This is a genomic window from Microbacterium sp. USTB-Y (genome assembly GCF_023703415.1).
Classification (GTDB): domain Bacteria; phylum Actinomycetota; class Actinomycetes; order Actinomycetales; family Microbacteriaceae; genus Microbacterium.
The window spans coordinates 329,294-344,971 of record NZ_JAGMTU010000004.1 but is presented as its reverse complement, the minus strand read 5'-3'; the positions used below and the strand labels follow the sequence as shown (position 1 = coordinate 344,971).

9 protein-coding genes are annotated in these 15,678 nt (G+C 71.3%); 6 read left to right on the top strand and 3 right to left on the bottom strand.

Annotated features, from left to right (window positions below):
• The first annotated feature begins 45 nt into the window (after positions 1-45).
• Genes J8G10_RS12295 through J8G10_RS12285 form a run of 3 tightly spaced genes read left to right on the top strand, consistent with a single transcriptional unit; the run spans position 46 to position 3,988 of the window.
• A complete protein-coding gene (locus J8G10_RS12295; RefSeq protein ID WP_251445083.1) occupies positions 46-945 on the top strand; it encodes a glycosyltransferase family A protein in 900 nt (299 codons plus the stop codon).
• Positions 942-2,768, top strand: a complete 1,827-nt coding sequence (locus tag J8G10_RS12290; protein WP_251445080.1) for a glycosyltransferase — start codon at positions 942-944, stop codon at positions 2,766-2,768. The genes J8G10_RS12295 and J8G10_RS12290 overlap by 4 nt, the downstream gene beginning before the upstream one ends.
• The gene (locus tag J8G10_RS12285; protein WP_251445077.1) at positions 2,765-3,988 is read left to right on the top strand and encodes a lipopolysaccharide biosynthesis protein; all 1,224 of its coding nucleotides are present in this window, start codon (positions 2,765-2,767) and stop codon (positions 3,986-3,988) included. The genes J8G10_RS12290 and J8G10_RS12285 overlap by 4 nt, the downstream gene beginning before the upstream one ends.
• Positions 3,989-4,024: 36 nt before the next feature.
• Here the strand turns inward: J8G10_RS12285 and J8G10_RS12280 are convergent, their stop codons facing one another.
• Both J8G10_RS12280 and J8G10_RS12275 read right to left on the bottom strand, forming a co-directional pair.
• Positions 4,025-5,155 carry a glycosyltransferase family 4 protein gene (locus tag J8G10_RS12280; protein WP_251445075.1) on the bottom strand — a complete coding sequence of 377 codons (1,131 nt, stop codon included), beginning with the start codon at positions 5,153-5,155 and terminating at the stop codon, positions 4,025-4,027.
• A 91-nt stretch (positions 5,156-5,246) separates the two neighbouring features.
• On the bottom strand, positions 5,247-6,437 hold the full coding sequence (locus J8G10_RS12275; RefSeq protein WP_251445072.1) for a hypothetical protein: 1,191 nt from the start codon (positions 6,435-6,437) through the stop codon (positions 5,247-5,249).
• A 104-nt stretch (positions 6,438-6,541) separates the two neighbouring features.
• On the opposite strand from J8G10_RS12275, the gene J8G10_RS12270 reads away from it, so the two are divergent.
• Positions 6,542-7,285: a hypothetical protein gene (locus tag J8G10_RS12270; protein WP_251445069.1), complete on the top strand. Its 744-nt coding sequence runs from the start codon at positions 6,542-6,544 to the stop codon at positions 7,283-7,285.
• 15 nt (positions 7,286-7,300) lie between these two features.
• Here the strand turns inward: J8G10_RS12270 and J8G10_RS12265 are convergent, their stop codons facing one another.
• Positions 7,301-8,500, bottom strand: coding sequence for an RCC1 domain-containing protein (locus tag J8G10_RS12265; RefSeq protein ID WP_251445066.1), 1,200 nt, complete (start codon positions 8,498-8,500; stop codon positions 7,301-7,303).
• 291 nt (positions 8,501-8,791) lie between these two features.
• Between J8G10_RS12265 and J8G10_RS12260 the strand changes: the two genes are divergently transcribed.
• Positions 8,792-12,100 (top strand): CotH kinase family protein, encoded by a 3,309-nt coding sequence (locus J8G10_RS12260; protein ID WP_251445063.1) that lies wholly within the window; start codon positions 8,792-8,794, stop codon positions 12,098-12,100.
• A gap of 84 nt (positions 12,101-12,184) precedes the next feature.
• Positions 12,185-15,574: a CotH kinase family protein gene (locus tag J8G10_RS12255; protein ID WP_251445060.1), complete on the top strand. Its 3,390-nt coding sequence runs from the start codon at positions 12,185-12,187 to the stop codon at positions 15,572-15,574.
• Positions 15,575-15,678: the final 104 nt, after the last annotated feature.

The following is a 15,678-nucleotide window of genomic DNA, read 5'->3' as shown; positions in this document are numbered from 1 at the left end:
CTGGGGCTTCCCGCAGGCGTGGGACTTCCCGCAGGAGAGGTGAGCATGGATCCGACCGAGGCGCGCGTGGGGATCGTCGTCCGCACCAAGAACCGCCCGCAGCTCCTCGCCCGGGCGCTCGCGGACATCGCGGACCAGACCTATCAGGACTGGCGGGTCGAGGTGGTCGACGACGGCGGGGACGCGGCCGCCGTGGACCGGGTGCTCTCGGCTTTGCCGGACGCCGTGCGCGCGCGCGTCGGCGTCGTCCACCACGATGTCTCCCAGGGCCGTTCCGCTGCGGCCAACGCCGGGATCCGCCGGCTCGACACCGAGTACGCGGTGCTGCACGACGACGACGACCGCTGGGCACCGGGCTTCCTGGCGCGGACCGTCCGCTGGCTCGACGCCCACCCGGGTCATGTCGGCGTGGCGGTCCGGACGGAGATCGTCTACGAGGCCGAACGCGACGGGGCCTTCGTCGAGGTGGGCCGCGCGCCGTTCTGGCCGGGACTGCACCGCATCACCTATTCCGAGCTGCTCCGGGTCAACCGCTTCGTGCCGATCGCGTACCTCTACCGGCGCGCGGTGCACGACGAGGTCGGCTTCTACCGCGAGGACGTGCACGCGGCGGAGGACTGGGAGTTCAATCTCCGGGTGGCGGCGCTGCACCCGATCGGCTTCCTCGGCGAGGAGCCCCTGGCTTTCTGGCACCAGCGCGCGGGCGTCGAGGGGGAGCTCGGCAACAGCATGTTCGCGCTCGCCCAGGACCACGACGACTACGACATGATGGTGCGCGACGAGGCCCTTCGTGCGTACGTCGCCGAGCACGGCGCAGGTCTGCCGCTGTATCTCACCCGATTCCTCCAGGATGAGATCGCCCGTCAGCTCGACGAGCGCCGTTCGCTGGGCGAGCGCGCGACGGACATGGTTCGTCGCTGGCGTCGCGAACGGCGGATGCGATGACCGCCGGGAGGACCGTCCAGCGCGTCCTCTTCCCCTCGACGGGCGAGCAGGGCGACGTCCTCCCGCTGTACCTCGATGCGGGATCATCGCACGGCGTCGAGGTGCTCTCGCGGGAGTCGGTGCGCGTGCAGGCCGGGGGAGGTCTCTCGCTCGCGTCCTACTTCGGCGCGCTTCCGATCGGCGTCTGGGCCTCGGCCACCCCCGTGCGCCGGTTCCGTCTCGACCTCGTCGTGGAGGGGATCGCCGACGTGCGCCTGATCCGCACGAACTCCCGTGCCGAAAGGACCGTGGTGCAGACGATCGCCGGCGCGACCGGCGAAGTCGCCCTCCACGTCGAGATCCCGGAGGGGCAGGACCTCGGCTGGGCCTGGGCGGAGGTCGACGCCACCGAGGCCGTCATCGTGCGGGACGCGCGCTGGAGCGCGCCGGCGCCCGAGACCCCGGCCACCGGCGCCGTCTGCATCACGACGGTCAATCGCGAGCACGACTGCATCCAGGTGCTGCGCCGGCTCGCGGACGACGCCGAGGTCCGTGCCCGGCTCTCGGCGATCATCGTCGTCGATCAGGGATCCCGTCGCCTCCGCGACGCCGCGGGCTATGCGGAGGCCGCAGCCGCCCTGGACGGGCTCCTCGTCCTCATCGAGCAGGCCAATCTCGGGGGATCCGGCGGATTCAGCCGGGGCATGCTCGAGGCGCGGGAGCGCGCCACGCATGCGATCCTGCTCGACGACGACGTGCGCCTGGAGACCGACAGCATCCTGCGCATGCTCTCGCTGGCGGAGCAGTCTCCCGCCGAGATCGTGGTCGGCGGGCAGATGCTGAGCCTCACCGAGCCCACCCTGCTGCACACGATGGGCGAGCGCGTCGACCGCGGGGCGTTCTGGTGGACGCCCGTGGACCCGGCCCTCGCGCCCGTCGACCTCGCGACCCATCCGCTCGCGACGACGCCCGCCCTGCACCGGGTGCACGAGGTCGATTTCAACGGCTGGTGGATGTGCGCCATCCCGACCGGGCTGATCCGTCGTGCGGGGGCCTCGCTGCCGCTGTTCCTGAAGTGGGACGACGCGGAGTACGGGCTGCGCAGCGCCGACGCAGGCGTTCGGACCGTCACGCTTCCCGGCGCCGCGCTCTGGCACATGCCGTGGACCGCGAAGGACGACGGACTGGACTGGCAGGCGTACTTCCAGCTCCGCGGGCGTCTGGTGACCGGGCTCGTGCACGGTGCCCGACGCCGCGGCAGCGGGATGCTGCTGTCGTCGCTCGCGCAGGACCTCAATCACGTGCTCTGCCTGCAGTACGGCTCGACCGCGGTCCGCAGTCGAGCGCTGCTCGACGTGCTGCAGGGGCCGGCGCACCTCGAGCACACCCTGCGCGCCGGCCCGCGGCGCTCCCAGGAGATCCTCGAGCGGTTCGGTCAGACCGTCGTGACCGAGCCGGGAGCCCGGGGGCGTCCGGGAACAGGGCTCCCCGCACGCCCGGTCGGCCGGGCCGCGACGGTCAGCCGTCTCGCCGCCGTGCTCCTGCACCAGCTGCGCCGTCCTCGACCCGATGCCCCCGTCGCCCTCACCCGGGCGGAAGGACGATGGTGGATGCTCGGGCGGCTCGACGCCGCCACGGTCGACAGCGCCACGGGCACCGGCGTCTTCGTCGCCCGACGGGACCGCGGGATCGCGGGCCGCGCCGTGCGCCGGGCGATCGGACTCCGTGTGCGGCTCTGGCTCGCCTGGCCCTCCCTCTCGCGCGAGTATCGTGCAGCGGCGCCCCGGCTCGCGTCGGCTGCGGCATGGCGCGCCCGCTTCGAGGACGCGGACGCCGCCTCGTGACCGCTGAGATCCCCGCGCCGACCGGAACCCGCGTCGCGCACGCGACCGGCTACCTCCTGGCGGCCAACGTCCTGCGCTACGTCGGTCCACTGGGCATGCTGGTGCTCCTCGCCCAGTTCACGACGCCCGACACGGTCGGCGCCTACACGCTCTCGCTCGCGATCGTGACGCCGATGTTCGTCTTCGCGCAGCTGAGCCTGCGCACCGTCTACCTCACGATCAGGCCGCCGGTCCGGATCGCCGTGCTGCTCGGCGTCCAGGCGGCCGCGCTGCTGTTCGCCGCGATCGTGACCGGCATCATCGGCGGGGTCTTCCAGGCCGCGCTGCTGCCGCTGCTCGCCGCCGCGGCGCTCGGCAAGATCATGGACGCCTACGTCGACCTGCTCTCCGGCCCGCTGCAGGCGGCGGGCCGGGAGCGGCGGATCTTCTGGGCCAGCCTGGCGGTGGGGGCGGGATCGCTCGCGTTCGCGGCGGCGGGGCTGCTGGCGACGGGGTCGGTGGTGGTGAGCCTCGTCGCTCTCGCCGCGGGGACGCTCTGCGCCGCGCTTCCGTTCCTCTATCTGCCGGTGCGCCGCGCGGAGCGGGAGGCGGGCACCTGGTCGTGGCGCGCCGACGCGGACACCCGCGCCAGGGTGGTCCGCGCCGGTGTGCCGATGGGGGTCGCGATCGCGATCATGTCGCTCATGTCGGTCCTGCCGCAGTACGTCCTCGCGGGTGTGATCGGCCAGGCCGTCGCCGGACGGTTCGCGGTCATGCTGTACATGTACGCCGTGGCCGACATCGCGGGCATGAGCCTCGCACAGGCATGGATCCCCACCGGGCGGCGCTCGTATGAGACGGGCGAGCCCCGACGCTGGCTGGCGCGTCCGGTGCTGCTGTGGACGGCGCTCTTCCTCCCCGCGACGGTGTTCGGCCTCTGGCTGGGCGCGATGCTGCTGCCCCTCCTCTTCGGCCCCGCGTTCGGGTTCGGCATCGCCGAGGCGGTCCCGCTCGGGTGTGCGATCGTGCTCCTGCCGTTCGCGCACTTCACCGCGATCACCGTGAGCATTCAGAACCGCTACACGCACGTGCTGGCGCTGAGCGCGGCGGCGGTCGTCGTCTCGGCGATCCTCTGCGCGGTCCTGATCCCGATCTGGGGGCTCGCCGGAGGCTTCTGGGCGCTCGCCGCCGCGATCGGAGTGCGCGGCATCGTGGCGCTCGTGTTCGTCCTGCGCCACTGACGAGGCGATGCCCACGCCCGGCGCGCGCTGCGCGGCTCAGAGCCGGTCGAGCTCCTGCACGTAGCGATCGGCCAGGCGGTCCCAGTCCCATGCGGCGAACTGCTCGTATCGGGGCTGGGGCGCCGGCCGTCCGAGCTCCTGCCGCGCGGCTGCGATGAGTGCCCCGGCGTCGCCCGAGGGGACGACCGCGACGCGCGCGTCGGGGATGGCGGCGAGCGCCGAAGCGATCCCGACCTCGTAGGTCACGAGGGCGGCGCCGGCCGCCAGTGCCTCGAGCTGGGTGAGCTGGAAGCCCTCGGCGGCGACGGAGGGGTTCACGTAGACCGCGCCGCGCAGCTTCTCCCGCACCGCGTCGGAGTCCCATCGTCCCGGCGTGTGCAGATCCTCCACGCCGCGCTCGGCGGCGTACGCCTGGGCGGCGTCCCGCTCGCCCGGGCCGATGAGCCACGCCTCGCCGCGCCAGCCGTCCGCGCGGCAGGCCGCGACGACATCGACGAAGGTGCGCCAGCCCTTCTCCTCGACGACGCGCCCGACGAAGACGAGGCGCCGTTCGTCTCCGACCGCCGGTGGCTGGCCCTCGTCCGGGAGCCACTGCCGCAGCGCGATGCCGTTGCCGAAGACGCCGGCGTCCACGCCGGACAGCTCCCGGACGAACTCCGCCGCCGCATCCGAGACGCCGAGGACGCGGTCCGCTCGGCGGAGCACCCTTCGTCCCATGGTCCGGTCGACGAGGCGGCTCGCCACGCGGACCAGCGGGGACGAGGTGACCACGAAACCGCCGCCGTGCTCGGTGTGGATGCTGGGCACCCCCTGCCGCCGCGCGAGCCGGATCCCCAGCCAGCTGAGCGGGAAGAAGCGGGTGTGGGTGGCGACATGCGTGATCGGCGTCTGTGCGCCTGCCGCCGAGCGGACGAAGGCGCGCCAGTCGCGGGCCGAGGGGAGGGCCATGATCGAGCGGAAGTCGTACGTGCGCGGCACCGGGACGACGCGCACGCCGGACGGCTCCGTCCATGCCTCGCGATCGCTGCCGAGATAGACGACCGTGACGGCCACACCGCGCGCGACCAGGAGAGGAAGGAGCGAGCGCAGATGCATCTCGACCCCGCCCTCGGTCTCGGCGTAGTTCGTCGTGACGACGAGGAGGTGTCGCTCGGGTACTTCGGGCACTCTGCTGGCGCCTTTCATCCAGGTCGGCATCGGGCTTCTCGACTCTATCGGAGCCCGATGCCGGGCCCGGGGCGGCCGCGGAGGGCCGACGTCAGTCGATCGACACCGAGACGGGCTCGCGTCGATCCGTCGTGCTGCCGTCGCCGAGCTGTCCGGTGGTGTTGACGCCCCAGCAGGACACCCGATCCCGGGAGGAGAGCGTGCACACATGGAACCTGCCGACGGCGACGCCGGAGACCGGAGCGGGAATCTGCGGAACGGGAACGGGTCGCGGGGCGTCGATGTCGTCGGCGCCGGCGTCGCCCCAGCAGAGAACGCTCTGTTCGGAGGTCGTCGCGCATGTGCGGGCATGACCCGCGGAGACGCTCTCAGCGCCGGTCAGCCCCGCGACGCGATTCGGTGCGGGGGAGGGGATGCGCGTGCCGTCGCCGCGTTCCCCGCCGGCGTTCGCGCCCCAGCAGAAGACGTCGCCGCGGGTCAGGGCGCAGGCATGGGTGTCGCCGGCCGTGATGGCGTCGAAACGCGCATCGGGCACAGGCACCTGCACGGGAACGGCCGACGAGGCGACGCCCGGGCCGCCCAGCTGGCCGTCGCCGTTCTCGCCCCAGCAGAACGCGCGTCCGCGATCGGTCACCGCGCAGGTGAATCCTGTGCCCGCGGATGCCGCCACCACGCCGCCGGGCAGGCCCTGCACGCGTCGGGGCTGCAGGACGGGATCCGTCGACGCGCGCGCCCCCAGTTCGCCCGCGGTGTTCGATCCCCAGCAGTAGAGGTCGGCGCCGACGAGCGCACAGGTGTGCGCGCGGCCGGCGGAGACCGCGGAGGCCCGTCCGGGAAGGCCCTGCACCGGCTGCGGGATGGGGTGCGTGGTCGTCGTCGCATCCCCGAGCTGACCCGAGGCGTTCGCGCCCCAGCACCAGACGGCGCCCGCGGCGGTCAGCGCGCACGCGTGCGTGCCGTCGCCCGCGGTGACGGCGACGGCACCGCTGACCCCCTGGACCGCGACGGGTCGCGGGTGCGGCGCAAAGGTGCCGTCCCCGAGCTGCCCGTCGTCGTTCGCGCCCCAGCACCGCACCGCACCGGCGTCCGTCACCGCACAGCTGAAGTCCGCGCCGGCGGCGATCGTCGAGCGGTACGGCGCGGGCGGCAGGTAGACGTAACGCGGAAGGACGATCACGGCGAGGATCACGGCGGCCGCCACGACGACGAGCGCCGACGCGGCGAGAAGGAGCCGCGGCCGCTCGCGGAGGCGGAGCGGGGGCGGGGGCTCCTCTGCGACCATGCGCACCATCCTTCGGTGTCCGGGCCTGCCTGACGCTATCAGCTGGGACGCGGTCTCAGGCGTAGCATCGACCACAGCAGCATGCCGAGGAAGGTGGTGCCGTCATGGAATCGTCGGAGATGGCCTCGCAGCGCGACGCAGGAGTGGATTTGGGAGCGATCGGCATCGGTGCAGGAATTCTTGTGGGGCCCGCGGGCATCGTGCTCGGAGCCCTCGGGCTGCGACGTGCGGCGACTGCCGATCGACGTCGCCATGCGATCGTGGCGATCGTCGTCGGCGTGGCGCAGACGGTCGTCGTCATCCTCGCCGCGCTGGGCTGGAGCTGGGCGGCCGGACAGGCCGGGGCAGGTCCCTCGCCCTCCGGCGTGCCGCCGGAGATCGTGATCGACGGCCAGACGGTCGCGCCCACCTACAGCCCGAGGCCGACCCCGGTCTTCACACCGCCGCCCACCGCACCGGACGAGCCGCCGATCACGCTCGTGCCCGACACCGTACGGGGCGGTTACGAGGCGGGGGACGTCGCTCCCGACCCGGATGCCGACGACGCGGGCGCGGTGGATTCCGGCAGCACCACCTACACCGGGCCGCAGGGCGACATCGAGCTCCGGCGATCGGCGTGGGAGACGCCCGAGGACGCGGCGCAGTACGCCGAGACGCTCCAGGCGCAGGCCGCCGGAACGCTGCAGAAGTCGGGAACCGTGGGGGTTCCGCCCGACGGCCAGTACTGGTACTACGACGATGACGGCCAGAGCACGATGGTGTGGACCCAGGGCGTCACGGTGGGATACGCCACGGGAGCGGCGGCGGATCTGCAGATGTTCTATCTGGAGCTCGTCTCCGCCTCCTGATCGGGCTCGGCCCGTTCAGAATCCGACGACGCGCACGGGTGTGCCGCTGTCCTCCGCGGTACCCGTGCCGAGCTGTCCGGCGGAGTTCGCCCCCCAGCATTCGACCCGGGAACGGTCCCGGGCGATGGCGCAGGTGTGCATCCCGCCGACGCTGACCGAGCCGTAACCCGAGGTCAGCCCCGCCACGGCGGTCGGGGCCGTCGACGACGGGAACGGCGCGCCATCGGTCTCGCCGCCCCAGCACCGAACCGCCCCGGCCGAGGAGACGGCGCAGGACCGCCGGTACCCCGACGACACGGAGACGGCGTCCTCGATGCCCCGCACCGCGACGGGCCCGGAGCGGCGGCGCGTGTCGCCGACGCCGAGCTGGCCGCCGTCGTTCGCACCCCAGCACCAGACACGCCCGTTCGTGGCGACGGCGCAGGAATTCGTGTCCCCCGCCGCGATCTGGCCGAACCGTTCAGCGGGCGCGATCGGCTGCGGCCCCTCCTGCACGCCGCGTGGCGCACCGGCCTGGCCGTCGCCGCTGTCACCCCAGCAGCGTGCCCGTCCCCGGTCGGTGAGCGCACAGGTCAGGCTCGTCCCCGCCGACACGGCGACGGCGGTCCCGAGTCCGGATACCCGGGTCGGCACCGGCGTCGGATCGGTGCCCCCGATGCCGAGCTCGGCGCTGGCGTTGTACCCCCAGCAGTACACCTGCCCGGACGCGAGGGCGCAGGTGTGCTGACGACCGACGGCGATCGCCGTCACCGGGGACGGCAGGCCCTTGACCGTTCGGGGTGTCGGGCTGGAGGTGGTCGTGCCGTCGCCGAGCTGCCCGTCGTCGTTCGCGCCCCAGCACATCATCGAGCCGTCCTCGAGGAGTGCGCACACGTGCGATCCCGAGCCTGCGGACAGTGCGACGGCGCGGGATGCGCCGATGGCGGCGACCGGCGCAGGGCTGTCGGTGAACGTCCCGTCGCCGAGCTGCCCGGAGTCGTTCGCGCCCCAGCACTTCACCTCCTGCTCGGCGGTGATCGCGCAGGTGAAGCTGCCGCCTGCGGCGACGCTCGACTGATAGGGACTCGGCGCTGCATAGAAGAAGCGCGGGGCCACCAGGAACCCGGCCGCGACGAGGACGGCGACCGCCGGCACGAGGAGCCACAGCAGCCTCAGTCTCCGGGGTGTGCGCCGGCGCTCCCGGTCGCGGCGTGCGGGGATGGCGGACGTCGACACTGAACCTCCCAGGGCGGGATCGCCCCCGGGTTTCCGCTGGCGAAAAGTAACGATTGCATGACGGAGTGGCCCACTCGGTGCGCTTCTCGGCACTTGAGGCGAAATCCTACCTCGATCGCGTGCAACGATTTGTCATCGCGTGTGTGATTCTGGGGGCACGCATGGATTTCGCAGGGGAGATCATCAGGTATGTCGACTAGAAGCGCTGGGGCGCGAGTCGCCGAAAGGCCGGGAACGGCCCCGCGGATCTGGATTCTCGCGTGCGTCACGGCGCTCGCACTCCTCATTTCGGTGCTCGGCGCCGGTGCTGCGCAGGCGGCCGACTCGAACCTCGCCCCCTCCGCAGCGGTCACCGCCTCCTCGCAGAACACGGGGACGGGCCAGACGGCGGCGAAGGCGATCGACGGCGTGCCGTCGGGGTATCCCGCGGACTCCTCCAAGGAGTGGTCGACGGTCGGCGGGAAGTCCGGATCCTGGATCCAGCTGACGTGGGCGCAGGCGGTGTCGCTCAACAAGGTGGTGCTCTACGACCGGCCGAACGCCGATGACCGGATCACCGGGGCGACCCTGACCTTCTCGGACGGATCCTCGGTGCCGGTCGGATCGCTGACCAACTCCGGCGCCGGCGTGACGATCACCTTCACGGCGCGCACGGTCACCTGGGCGAAGCTGACCGTGACGTCCGTGGCCTCGACCACCTTCAACGTGGGGCTCGCGGAGTTCGAGGCCTTCGGCTCGACGCAGCCGGGGCCGAACCAGCCGCCGACCGCCAACGCCGGGTCGAACCGTTCCGTGCCGGTCGGCACCTCGGTCACCCTCGACGGGACGAAGTCGGCGGACTCGGACGGCCAGGTGAAGGCGTACACCTGGACGCAGACCTCGGGCGCCTCGGTCACTCTGAGCAACCCGAACATCGCGACGCCGTCGTTCACGCCGAGTGCGGCGGGAACCTACGTGTTCCGGCTCGTCGTCACGGACGATCGGGGGGCTTCCTCGTCGCCGGCGACGGTGACGATCACCGTGACCCCGCCCGCGCCGAACCAGCCGCCGGTCGCCGATCCCGGGGCGGCCTTCTCCGCTCCGATCAAGACGACCGTCACGCTCGACGGCTCGAGGTCGACCGATCCCGACGGAACCGTCGTCTCCTGGTCGTGGACGCAGACGTCCGGTCCTGCCGTGGCGCTCACCGGCGCGGGAACGGCCAAGCCGACCTTCACTCCGACCGAGACGGGCGGCTATGTGTTCTCCCTCGTCGTCACCGATGACAAGGGCACGGCCTCGGCGCCGGTCACGGTCACGGTGACCGCGGTCGATGCCCCGATCGTCGTCGCGAACATCGCGGCGAAGGGGAGCGCGACCGCCTCGTCGCAGAACACCGCCACAGGCCAGACTGCGGCGAAGGCCGTCGACGGGGTGGCGCAGGGCTATCCGGCCGACTACACCAAGGAGTGGGTGACCGCGGGCGGCCGCGGCGGATCCTGGCTCGAGATCGGCTACGGCACGCCGGTCGTGCTGACGAAGGTCGTGCTCTACGATCGGCCGAACACCAGCGATCAGGCGACCGCCGGCACCCTCACCTTCTCCGACGGATCGTCGGTACCGGTGGGCGCGCTGACGAACTCCGGCGCCGGCGTCACCGTGTCCTTCCCCGCTCGCGCGGTCACGTCGGTGCGCTTCACCGCGACCGCCGTCTCGGCGAGCACCGTCAACGTCGGCCTCGCCGAGATCGAGGTGTGGGGCTCTCCGGCGGGGTCGGGGAACTGGCCGCCGACCGCGAACGCGGGCGCGTCGCAGACGGTCGCGGCCGGCTCCCCGGTGACCCTCGACGGGCGAGGGTCCTCCGACCTGGAGGGCACGATCGCCGGCTTCGCCTGGGCGCAGACGGCGGGACCCGCCGTCGCGCTCTCGGATGCGACGGCGGCGGCCCCGACCTTCACCGCGCCGCAGGTCGCGCAGACGACGGCGCTGGCGTTCCAGCTCACGGTGACAGACTCCGGGGGTGCGACCGCATCGGCCGCCGTCACGATCACGGTGACGGCTCCCGCGACGATCGTGGCAGCCGACTCCGGGACGTCGGGATCCTTCACGATCACCTACGACCCCTCGTTCGCGGGGAGGACTGCGACCCTGCAGGTGCAGACCATCGCCACGACGCTCACCACGGAGAATCCGGCCAGCGTCTGGAAAGCGGTCGGAATGGTCAAACTCGACGGCTCCGGTGCGGGCAAGGTCACGGTGGCCAAGCCCTACGGCGCCACGCACTCCTATCGGGCCGTGGTCACCGTCTCGGGGACGGACAACCCCACGAACGTGATCACCTACGCCGCGCCGAAGCAGAACAAGAACACCGGGCTCGCGACGGTCTACCTCAACACGAACGAGGGCGCGGCGATCGACTCGAAGGACGTCGACCGCGAGGGCACGATGACGATCGTGGCAGGGACGAGCAGCTGCACCACCGGCACCGGCGAGTCGATCGTCAAGACGTCCGGCCGCGGCAACTACACCTGGACGCTCGACAAGAAGCCGTACAAGGTCAACCTCGGTTCGAAGGCGTCGCTGTGCGGCATGGCGAAGAGCAAGAAGTGGGCGCTGCTGGCGAACCACTACGATCGCTCGCTGCTGCGCACGACGATCAGCCTGAACCTGGGGCAGCAGCTGAGCGGTCTGGCGTGGACCCCGCACCTCGTCCCCGTCGACCTGTACGTCAACGGATCGTACGTCGGCGCCTACAACCTGATCGAGCGCGTCGAGGTGGACAGCAGCCGCGTCGACATCGACGAGCTGAAGGACAACCAGACCGGCGCGAACGACGTGCAGCCGAACCTCTCCGGCGGCTACCTGCTGGAGTGGGACTACCGGGCGGATCCCGCCGCGGGCGATGCCGTGGTCACGGTGGGCCCGGATCAGGCGCTGGTCTCGCTGGCCTCGCCGCAGAACGAGACTGACGGGACCGGGGTGACGACGGTTCAGAAGAGCTACATCTCCGGCTACCTGAACAGCGCGAACTCCGCCCTGTTCTCGTCAGGCTTCGCCGATCCGGTCAACGGCTGGCGGAAGTACATCGACGAGGCCTCCGCGGTCGATTACTACCTGATCCAGGAGTACACGAAGAACCTCGACTCGAACATGTACACGTCGGTCTACATGTACAAGACACGGGACTCGGACGCCGGCCCCGGCAAGCTCTTCCTCGGGCCTGCCTGGGACTACGACACCAGCCTGGGCGATGCCGCCTACGAAGGGGGACAGGGCTCCACCTCCGGCTGGTATCTGCGCGACCAGACGGACACCTATGCGAAGCAGACGGTGCAGTCGGGCAAGACCTGGTTCGACCGGCTGAACGAGGACTCCTCGTTCCGTGCGGCGGTGAAGGCCCGCTGGCAGCAGCTGAAGCCCGTGTTCGACGGCCTCCCGGCCTCGGTCGACCAGCAGGCGGCCCTGATCGGCAAGTCGGCCGCGGCGAACTTCTCGATCTGGGACCCGAACCAGCGGCTGGAGGACGTGCAGGTCATCAAGGGCGGCTTCTCGAACGAGGTCGCCTACCTGAAGACGTGGATCGCAGGACGGACGAGCTGGATGGACTCCCAGTTGCGATGACGATCGCGGCGGCGGTCAGGAGGATCTGACCGCCGCCGCGGAAGCGCCGCGGGCGGGGACCCGCGGCTGAGAAAGGGGACAGACGTGATCGGGAGCCGAGCACGCGGATCGAGGATCGCCGGGGCGGGTGTCGTCGCGGCTCTGCTGCTGACCGGGGTGCAGGCGCTGCCGGCCGCCGCCGCGAGCGTGAACCTCGCATCGAAGGCGACGGTCACCGCGACCTCGCAGAACACGGCGACGAGCCAGACGGCGGCCAAGGCCGTGGACGGGGTCGCTCAGGGGTACCCGGTCGACGCCACGAAGGAGTGGGCGAGCGTGGGCGGCAAGTCCGGGACGGCGATCACGCTGACCTGGCCCGCTGCGGTCTTCGTCGACCAGATCCGGCTGTACGATCGCCCCAACCTCGACGACCGGATCACCGGCGGGACGTTCACCTTCGACGACGGCTCCACCGCCGCCGTGGGCTCCCTCACGAACAACGGCACTGCGGTCACCGCGGCATCCTTCAGCACGCCGAAGAGGATCACCAAGGTGACGTTCACGGTCACCTCTGTCGCCTCGACGACCTACAACGCCGGCCTCGCCGAGATCGAGGTGTTCGGCACCGAAGCGCCGGCGGAGAACCAGAAGCCCACGGCGGACGCCGGAGCCTCCTTCTCGAGCGTCGTCGGAAAGTCGACGAAGCTCGACGGCTCGAAGTCGAAGGATCCGGACGGCTCGGTCGCGTCGTACACCTGGACGGTCGAATCGCAGCCGAGCGGTTCCTCGGTGTCGCTCGCGAACACGGCGAGCCCGTCGTTCACGCCCGCGGTGGCCGGCACCTATGTGTTCGGCCTGGTCGTGACGGACAACGCGGGAGCTTCCTCGAGCAAGGCCACCGTCACGGTGACGGTGACCCCGCCGCCGCCGAACCAGCCGCCCAAGGCGGATGCCGGCCCGGACCAGACGGTGAGCGTCAACAGCTCTGTGACTCTGACCGGCGCGGCATCCGCCGACCCCGACGGCACGATCGCGGCGTACGCCTGGGCCCAGGTGTCCGGACCCGTGGCGTCACTGTCCAGCACCTCCGCGGCCAAGCCGACGTTCACGCCGACCGCGGTCGGCGCGTATGTCTTCGGACTGGTCGTGACGGATGACAAGGGCGCGGTCTCCCCGGCCGACCAGGTCAGGATCACCGTCACCGACGCGCCCGTCGTGCCGCTGAACCTGGCCGGGCAGTCGGCGGTGACGGCGTCATCGGACAACGTCGCGACGAACCAGCAGGCGGCGAAGGCCGTGGACGGCGTCGCGCAGGGGTACCCGGCCGACTCGACGAAGGAGTGGGCCACGAAGGGCGGCAAGGCAGGCAGCTGGATCCAGCTCGCCTGGCCCGCACCCGTCTCGCTCGGCAAGGTCGTGCTCTACGACCGGCCGAACAGCGACGATCAGATCACCGGGGGGACGCTCACCTTCTCCGACGGCTCGTCCGTCGCCGTGGGCGCCCTGACCAACACCAGCGGCAGCGCGGGATCGGCCGCGGGGGTTCCGGTGACGTTCCCGGCGCGCACGGTGACCTGGGTGCGGCTGACCGTCGACAAGGTCTCCGCGACCACGCACAACGTGGGCCTGGCGGAGTTCGAGGCGTGGGGCAACGCGGCGGGCCCCGTCGACCTCCCTCCGGTCGTGAACGCCGGCACCGCACAGACCGTGGCCTCCGCGCAGACGGGCGTGACGCTGAACGGCTCGGCGTCGCGGGATCCCGAGGGCGGGGCTCTCACCTACGAGTGGGCGCAGACGGCCGGGACTCCCGTGACGTTGAGCGGTGCGACGACCGCGATCTCGACGTTCGACGCCCCCGCCGTGACCGCGGTGACCCCGCTGACGTTCCGGCTCACGGTGCGCGATCCCGGGGGCCAGAGCGCGTCGGGGACGGTCGTCGTGACGGTGAGTCCGCCGGCGACGGTCACCGCGACCGATGCCGGTGCGGCAGGCTCGTTCGCGATCGGCTACGGCTCCGCGTTCGCCGGCAAGACGGCGACGCTGCAGGTGCAGACCATCGCCACCACCATGACGACGGAGAACCCGACGTCGACCTGGAAGCCCCTCGGGACGGTGGTCCTGAACTCCTCCGGGGCGGGCACGGTCACGGTGGCGGATCCCTATGAGGTGACCCATCAGTACCGGGCAGTGGTCTCGTCGGGCGGGATCGACAGCCCGACGAACACGGTCCCCTACGCGGCGGTGCGTCCCAACAAGAATCTCGGGTTGCCGGCGCTGTACCTCGACACCAACGAGAGCGCCGCCATCAGCGACCGGGACACCGACCACGAGGGCGCGATCCAGCTGGTGCCCGGCTCCGGCAACTGGCCGGCCTGCACCGCGGTGCCGCGGGACACCAAGGTCAAGGCAGCCGGCCGCGGCAACTCGACCTGGAATCTGCCGAAGCGGCCGTACAAGTTCTCGACGGACAAGAAGACGGCGCTCTGCGGCATCCCCGCGGGCAAGAAGTGGGCGCTGCTGGCGAACTATGAAGACGTGTCGCTCATGCGGAACATGGTCGCCCTGCAGATGGGGTCGCAGTTGGACGGGCTCGCCTGGACGCCGCGGACGCATCCGGTAGACCTCTACCTGAACGGAAGCTACAAGGGCCAGTATCTGCTCGCCGAGCGGATCACGATCGGCGCCACCCGGGTCGACATCGACGAGCTGAAGATCGATCCTTCCGCTCCGGGAGCACAGGACGCGGCGCCCGAAGTGACCGGCGGCTACCTGATGGAGTGGAACCACGGGCAGGCCGGGGACGCGGGCGTCGAACCGCCCGACATCACCACGGACCGCGGCGGCCTCTACCTGAAGGAGCCCGATGCGGCCGCGGGCGAGATCACCCCGGCGCAGGAGCAGTACATCGCGGACTGGATGGACGAGGCCGACAGGGTGCTCTTCGACGACGCGACGTGGCTGGATCCGGACAACGGCTGGCGCAAGTACATCGACGAGTCCTCGGCGATCGACTTCTGGATCGTCAACGAGGTCACCAAGAACTATGGTGCGAACTACCGGTCGAGCGCCTGGATGTACAAGGCTCGCGACGTGCTGAACCCGGACGGGACCACGACGGTCGGCAAGCTGTACCACGGCCCGCTCTGGGACTTCGACACGGGCCAGGGGAACGCCGACTACGGCGCGGGCCAGGCGTCCACCTCGGGATGGTGGATGCGGGACTCCAACGACGCTCCGCGGCAGGCCTCCGTGACGTGGATGAACCGGCTGTTCCAGGACCCTGAGTTCAAGGCCGCGGCGAAGGCTCGCTGGCAGCAGGTGTCGCCGCAGCTGAAGGATGCGACGGCGTGGCTGGGCGTCCAGCAGCCGGCGTTGAAGGCGTCGGCAGATGCGGATCACGCGCTGTGGGGTCTGGGCTCGTACAGCACGGATGCGAACGCCCTGCGCGCCTGGCTGTCGGACCGGATCGCCTGGATCGACGCCAACTTCCGTTGAACCGTTCCGGCGGTCGCGCGCGACCGCCGGAACGGCCTATACTGGCGGCGACTCCCGCTTCTGAGAGTGGTATGGGAACCCTCTCAGATGGAGTCTCTTGGGGA